A 6,866-nucleotide genomic window follows, 5' to 3' on the forward strand; every position below is an offset into this window, starting at 1 on the left:
TTACTTCCCCCTTAATTCTTGGATGATTTCAGCTATTATACTAATCGCTATTTCAGTTGGCCCTTTTCCCCCAATTGCAAGCCCTACCGGAGAATGAACATTTTTAGGTATCGCCTTTCCTTCTAACAGACGAGCAGTGCGGTGACGTGGACCTAAAATACCGATATAGCGAACACATTGTTCCAATAAAAGTTCAACCAACTGCTGATCGCGTTGAAAGTGATGAGTCATAATCACAACAAAATCTTCTTCTCTTAATAGAAGTTGTGGTACAATCTCTTTTGGAAAACCATTCATACAAACATCTGCACTCGGAAAATGTGAAGAATTACATAACGATTCACGCCAATCACAAACTGTTACAAAAAAGTTTACTTCTTTTGCAAACCGAACAAGCGGTGTTGCATCCTCTCCCGCTCCAAAARTAAAAAGTCTTGGCCTTGGTGTAAAGTGTTGATAAAACCATTTACCGTGTAAACCATGTAAGGAAAGAGTTGGAAACAAATCCTCTTCATTCCCAAACGTATCACCATTCTCACTAATAAATAATGTTTGTATTAAAGAAATATTTTTTATCATCCGAACTGAAATACCCTTCTTAAGATATTCATATAGTGTTTGCAAAAAAACTTTGTACTCCTCATCTATATACTCGACTAATATATGAATGATACCATTACATCCCATTCCCCAAGATAAATCATCTTCTGCCCTCGTATTAAATTGATGAATAGACCATGTTTGATTCTCCATTACTTCGGCTGCATAAATAGAAACCTCTTCTTCTAAACAACCTGCACTTAACATTCCGACTTTTGTTCCATCTTCACAAAAAAGCATGATAGTTCCTTCTTTACAATATGCAGAACCTTCCACATGGATAATAGTTGCTAAGGCACACCGTTGTTCACACGATAGTAGTGCTTCTAGTACAGTATGAACAGAAGTCATTATTGATTCTCCCGTTGCTTTTGCAAGATAGATTTCACAGCTTCTTCAATCTCTTGATAACTTGTGCACCGACAAATATTAGAACTTAACCATTCTTCAATAACTAAATCATCCACATCCATTTTTTGTGTAACAAGCGCATGACAATTTATAATAAACCCAGGCGTACAATACCCACACTGAAAAGCCCATTTGTCTTCAAAAGCTTTCTGAATAGGAGTTTCTTGTAAACCTTCCACTGTTATAATCTGCTTACCAATTGCTTCTACTGCTAATATAATACAAGACTTAATAGGTATCCCTTCAACAAGAACGGTACAAGCACCGCAATCACCATTTTCACATCCTGGCTTGGCTCCTGTTAGACCAAGTCGATGTCGTAATGTATATAATAGCGTATCCCCCATTCTAACAACGACCTCTCTGTCCTCGCCGTTCACATGAAGACTTAATTGCCCCTTTCCCATTATCCCCTCACCTCTTCAAACTTTATTAATACATCATAAAGCACATGTTTCAAAACAAACTTACGATACTCACGCGAACCTCGTATATCATCCAATATAAGTGCAGGAATATGAAAAAGGGCGTGCTCAATTCTCTTCTTGACTGGTATACTTCCATCGTTTAACACCGATTCTACCGCGAGCGACCGAAATGGAAATGCGCACAATCCACTAAATGCGATTCGAATGGTATCATCACTTTTGAGTGCAGCAACCGTTACAAGTGGGTAATCGATTTTCTCTAATTGCCTTTTTTTTACACTGTAATAAGGAGATTCTATATATTTTTGATTGGTGATAATTTGTATAAGAAACTCACCTTTTTGCAATTGTAACTTCTCAATAAACGCTTGCTGTGACTTGATATACTTTATACCTTCTTTTCCTGCAATAACAAATGTGCTATCAGCTAGTAAAAAAGGGAGCACTGCTTCTCTATAAATAATTTTCCCTGCAATATTACCACCAAGCGTAATTTTATTTCTTGCTGTGTGATCTGCAGCTCTTCCGGCAGTTTCTCCAAGAAGAGGGAATACTTTTTCCTCTTGAACTTTTGTTAATGTTAATGTAGCTCCAAGAATAAGCTTTTGGTCATTCCATTCACAAATGTTACATTCGGGAATATCTTTCAAATCAATGACCGCATTCGTAATCATTTGCTGCAGACGCCCCATTGTAATAATTTCAGTGCCTCCCCCATAATAAATGGGCCTTTTCCCCTCTTTATCCAGCTGATGAAATAATCGGATTGCTTCTTCGATACAATTCGGACGATAATATTCAAAGTCAAATGGTATCATATACACCATTCTCCTCCGCTTGTTTTACTTTCCAAATCAATTCAGGATTAATAGGTAATTGACGAAGTGAAATACTAGCTGCAATAGATAACGCATTCGCTAAAGCAGCGGGCATACCGATAATTCCATGCTCACCAAGCCCTCTTGATCCAAATGCAGCTTGATCATGCGGTACTTCCACAAATTCAGCGATATATTTTGGATGTTGCCCATAATGCATCACTTTATAAGAACGAAACTGATTATTAAGAACTCTCCCATACAAGTCATAGTGAAATGTTTCTCTCGTCGCAAAACTTAATCCCATACTCATAGCCCCTATAATTTGTGTTTCTGCTCCCTTTCTATTTAAAATCCTTCCTGCATCTACAACCGTTACTGCTTTAATTAATTTATACGTATATAATTGTGGATCAAGTTCAACCTCTATTGCCTGTGCTCCCACTCCCCACTCTGGTCCTTGTTGTCCTTTTCCTGTTTCATAGTCAATCTTTGTTATTCCTTCAAAGATATATGTACCTCTTCCGATTATTTGCGCCCCTGCTACATTCCCACTCGAATCAACATATCCAAAAACAATTTTTGAAAATGGTACGTAAATATCTGGATTTGTTTTTACATATACAGTCTTGTTTGCAATTGTTAATTCACCTGCTGATATTCCAAGTACATTAGCCGTCGTATCTAGTAACTGCTTCATTACATCTTCCGTCGCTTTTACAACTGCATTTCCAACAAGGTGTGTCGTCCGACTGGCAGCTGTTTTCCAATGTTTTGGCGCTATTTGTGTATTGACTTCCATCATAATAGATACATCTTTAACATTCATATTCATTTTTTCTGCAACCATTTGTGTTAAAGTTGTTTTCGTTCCTTGTCCAATTTCCACTGCACCACAATTGACATTTACACTCCCATCACCATTAAAGGTTATAGTCGCACCCGCTCCAGCATTATTTGGTGTAGTCGAATTTTTCCAAAAGCAACTAATTCCTTTTGCCCGTATCCTCCCATTTGGTAAAACAATACGATTCCCTTCTTCCCAACTAATAAGCGATTTTAACTTTTGTAAACACGCCCGAATATCCCCAGTATTACTTTTTGTGACTAATACTTGTGTTGGTGTTGTATCTCCTCGCTCAATTCTATTTTTCATACGAAACTCAAGCGGACATATATTTACTTTATTTGCCAATATATCTATCATTCTTTCAATTACAAATGTATACTCGGCATGACTAAATCCACGAAACGATGTCGCATATGGATGATTCGTGTACATACAAAGCGAATCACACGATACATGCTGAATTGAGTATGGACCTGTACAGTCTAATCCGGCCGCTTTACTCATGGTCACTGCCCGATCAGCATATGCACCGCCATCAAATAAATATAAAATCTCGGCAGCTTGCAATTTCCCATTCTTTGTACATCCAAGCTTTACTTTTGCTTGTAAACCAATATGAACAGGCGATGTTACAAAATCTTCTTCTCTACTATTCCGAAGGGTAACACGCCTCCCCCCCACTGCTTTAGAAGCAAGATATACTAAATACTCAAGTTGTACCGTTGTTTTTCCACCATACGCCCCTCCAACTAAAGGCACATGTACAATTATTTTTTCTTCAGCAATTTGAAACGCCTTACTAAGCAATCTTTTAATTTCAAAAGGGGCTTGCGAAGTAGAATGAATAATAACCTCTCCATTTGGCTTAATTTCTGCTTTCGCACATCGCGTCTCTATTGCAGTATGATCAGATTGCCGAAAAGAAAACGTTTCCTCTACAACAACTTCACTATTTGCAAACCTTTCTCGAATATCTCCCTTACGAATTTTTGTTCTATTTGCAATGTTTGTATGTGCTTCTGGGTATACTTCTTCTTCTAATTCATATTGCTCTACGTTTTCATGTACGAGTATATCTCTTTCTAAATAGGCTTGTAGCGGGGCATGAACCACAGGGAGTTTCTTATATGTAACACGTATTTGCGCTGATGCATGTTTAGCAATCGCTTCGCTATCCGCTACGATAAGTGCAATAGGCTCACCAAAATACCGAACTTTTTCATAGGCTAACGGGGGACGATCTACAATACTAGAACCGACAAGAATAGGATAATCTGCTCCTGTTATCACAGCATGAACACCAGGGATTTCCTCAGCTCTCCTTATATCAATACTTTCAATAACAGCATGCGCATACACACTCGTTAAGAGTTTTGCGTATAAAGTACCTATCTCAATCTCGTCATCTACATATTTTGCTCTTCCCGTTACTTTGTCCGCACCTTCTTTTCGTTTAATACTTTTTCCAATGATGTGATACGGTTTCATTTTAGACCTCCCTCCCTTCCTTCTACTCTTCTACCAACCTATTCGTGGCCCCCCTCGTTTAGTACGAAACTCTTTATAGATGTACAATACATTAAGGCGAACTTCCCCTAACCTTGTGGACAGTTTACGAGGTTGAACTAGATAAGAAGCAGACAGAAAGAGTAATCCTGCAAAACGTTCGATCACCCCAGCAAATTCTCATTCAAATAGAAAAATGTCTTTCATGAACAGAATTCCAATGGTTAATAAAAATATATTCTTCACAAAAAAAGAAGCTCTCCCAACATATTTTTAGGACAGCTTCTTTCGTATATTCATTTGAAATTAGATTAAATCCTCTATCGAAAAAGCACCTGGCAACAATTGTTCAACCGTTACTTCTTTTTCATCGCCTTTTTGATTTGTTAATAAAACTGGCATTTTAGGCTTACAAAACTCAGCAATGACTTGTCTACAAGCTCCGCATGGTGAAATAGGCCCATCTGTTTTACCTGTAATTACTAAATAACTAAAATCACGTTCCCCTTCTGATACTGCTTTAAATATAGCTGTTCTCTCAGCACAATTACATAAACCGTAAGAAGCATTCTCTATATTACAACCTGTATAGATTTTACCTTCTTTCGTAACTAGCGCTGCGCCAACTGGGAATTTAGAATACGGAATATAAGCTTTTTCTAACATTTTTGTCGCTTCTTCAATATATCTTTTTTTATCCATATTATTTCCTCCTCAAAGTAAATTCCATTCTACGAATCATTAATCAGTTATAATTGTATGAATTAAGTTAGGAGTTTCAGCTTTTTCTGATACAGAAATGTTTTCATAAATTTTAGCTTTTACATCTTCCACGTTTTCACGATTCGCGTAAATCGTAACAAGTGGTTCCCCTTCTTTTACAGCTTCACCAACTTTTTTACGTAGCATTAAACCAACTGCTAAATCAATTTCATCTTCTTTTGTTGCACGACCTGCCCCTAGAAGCATGGCAGCAATACCTATTTCATCTGCCACAATGTTAGAGACTACACCTGAAGTTTTAGCAGGTACATCAATTACATATTTAGCTTGTGGTAACTTTTCTGGATGATCTACAATTGAGCTATCTCCACCTTGATTACTCAAGAACTCCTTAAACTTCTCAATTGCTTTTCCATTTTTCATAACTTCTTTTAGCATTTCACGTGCTTCTTCTAACGTATTCGCTTTTTTCCCAAGTACAACCATTTGACTACCTAATACAAGTACTAATTCCGTTAAATCTTCTGGACCTTCCCCTTTTAATGTATCAATCGCTTCTTGTACTTCAAGAGCATTACCAATTGCAAAACCAAGAGGTTGTGACATGTCTGAAATAACAGCCATCGTTTGACGTCCAACATTATTTCCGATTCGTACCATTGCGTGTGCTAATTCTTTCGCATCCTCTTCTGTTTTCATGAATGCACCAGCACCTGTCTTAACATCAAGAACAATTGCATCAGCACCAGCTGCAATTTTTTTACTCATAATCGAACTTGCGATTAACGGAATTGAATTTACTGTTCCCGTAACATCACGTAGTGCATATATTTTTTTATCAGCAGGTGTTAAATTTCCTGTTTGTCCAATAACCGCAACCTTATCACGATTCACTAATTCAATGAACTGCTCTTTCGTAATTTCAACATGGAAGCCTTCTACCGCTTCTAATTTATCGATCGTACCACCTGTATGACCTAAACCACGACCAGACATTTTTGCAACTGGTACATCTAAAGCAGCTACTAATGGTCCTAACACTAATGTTGTTGTATCACCAACACCGCCAGTTGAATGTTTATCTACTTTAACTCCTTCAATCTCAGATAAATCAATTGTTTCTCCAGAATGCACCATAGCCATCGTTAAATCGGCACGTTCACGGTCAGACATGTCTTTGAAAAAGATAGCCATTGCCAGTGCACTTACTTGGTAATCAGGTATTGATCCATCTGTATACCCTTTGATAAAGAATTGAATCTCCTCTGTTGTTAATTCTTTACCATCACGTTTTTTCGCAATAATATCTACCATTCTCATCTGAATCACCAATCCTTTTTATTTTTTATTCGTCTAGCTCTTAAATTCTTAATATATTAAACCAACTATTGTTGCTGATAAAAAGCTTACTAAAGTTGCACCAAAGAGTAATTTCAAACCAAATCTTGCTACTACATTCCCTTGTTTTTCATTCAAACTTTTAACAGCACCGGCGATAATTCCGATTGAAGAGAAGTTTGCGAATGAAAC

7 protein-coding genes are annotated in these 6,866 nt (G+C 37.3%); all 7 read right to left on the reverse strand.

What is annotated here, in order from left to right:
• On the reverse strand, positions 1–951 hold the full coding sequence (locus AC1DIT_RS14150) for an XdhC family protein (protein ID WP_476998243.1): 951 nt from the start codon (positions 949–951) through the stop codon (positions 1–3).
• A complete protein-coding gene (locus AC1DIT_RS14155; protein ID WP_016114443.1) occupies positions 951–1,418 on the reverse strand; it encodes a (2Fe-2S)-binding protein in 468 nt (155 codons plus the stop codon). Before AC1DIT_RS14155 ends, AC1DIT_RS14150 begins: the two co-directional genes overlap by 1 nt.
• On the reverse strand, positions 1,418–2,257 hold the full coding sequence (locus AC1DIT_RS14160) for an FAD binding domain-containing protein (protein ID WP_016114442.1): 840 nt from the start codon (positions 2,255–2,257) through the stop codon (positions 1,418–1,420). Before AC1DIT_RS14160 ends, AC1DIT_RS14155 begins: the two co-directional genes overlap by 1 nt.
• Complete coding sequence (locus tag AC1DIT_RS14165) at positions 2,244–4,595, reverse strand: xanthine dehydrogenase family protein molybdopterin-binding subunit (RefSeq protein WP_016114441.1); 2,352 nt, start codon at positions 4,593–4,595, stop codon at positions 2,244–2,246. Before AC1DIT_RS14165 ends, AC1DIT_RS14160 begins: the two co-directional genes overlap by 14 nt.
• Before the next feature lie 324 nt (positions 4,596–4,919).
• Entirely contained in the window at positions 4,920–5,315 is a 396-nt protein-coding gene (locus AC1DIT_RS14170) for a cytidine deaminase (RefSeq protein WP_016114440.1), read from the reverse strand.
• Between the two features lie 39 nt (positions 5,316–5,354).
• A complete protein-coding gene (locus AC1DIT_RS14175; RefSeq protein WP_016114439.1) occupies positions 5,355–6,656 on the reverse strand; it encodes a pyrimidine-nucleoside phosphorylase in 1,302 nt (433 codons plus the stop codon).
• Between the two features lie 48 nt (positions 6,657–6,704).
• The coding region (locus tag AC1DIT_RS14180; RefSeq protein WP_476998245.1) for a nucleoside transporter C-terminal domain-containing protein at positions 6,705–6,866 on the reverse strand (162 nt) is incomplete at its 5' end.

The sequence above is a fragment of the Bacillus sp. 05T22 genome (assembly GCF_056396765.1).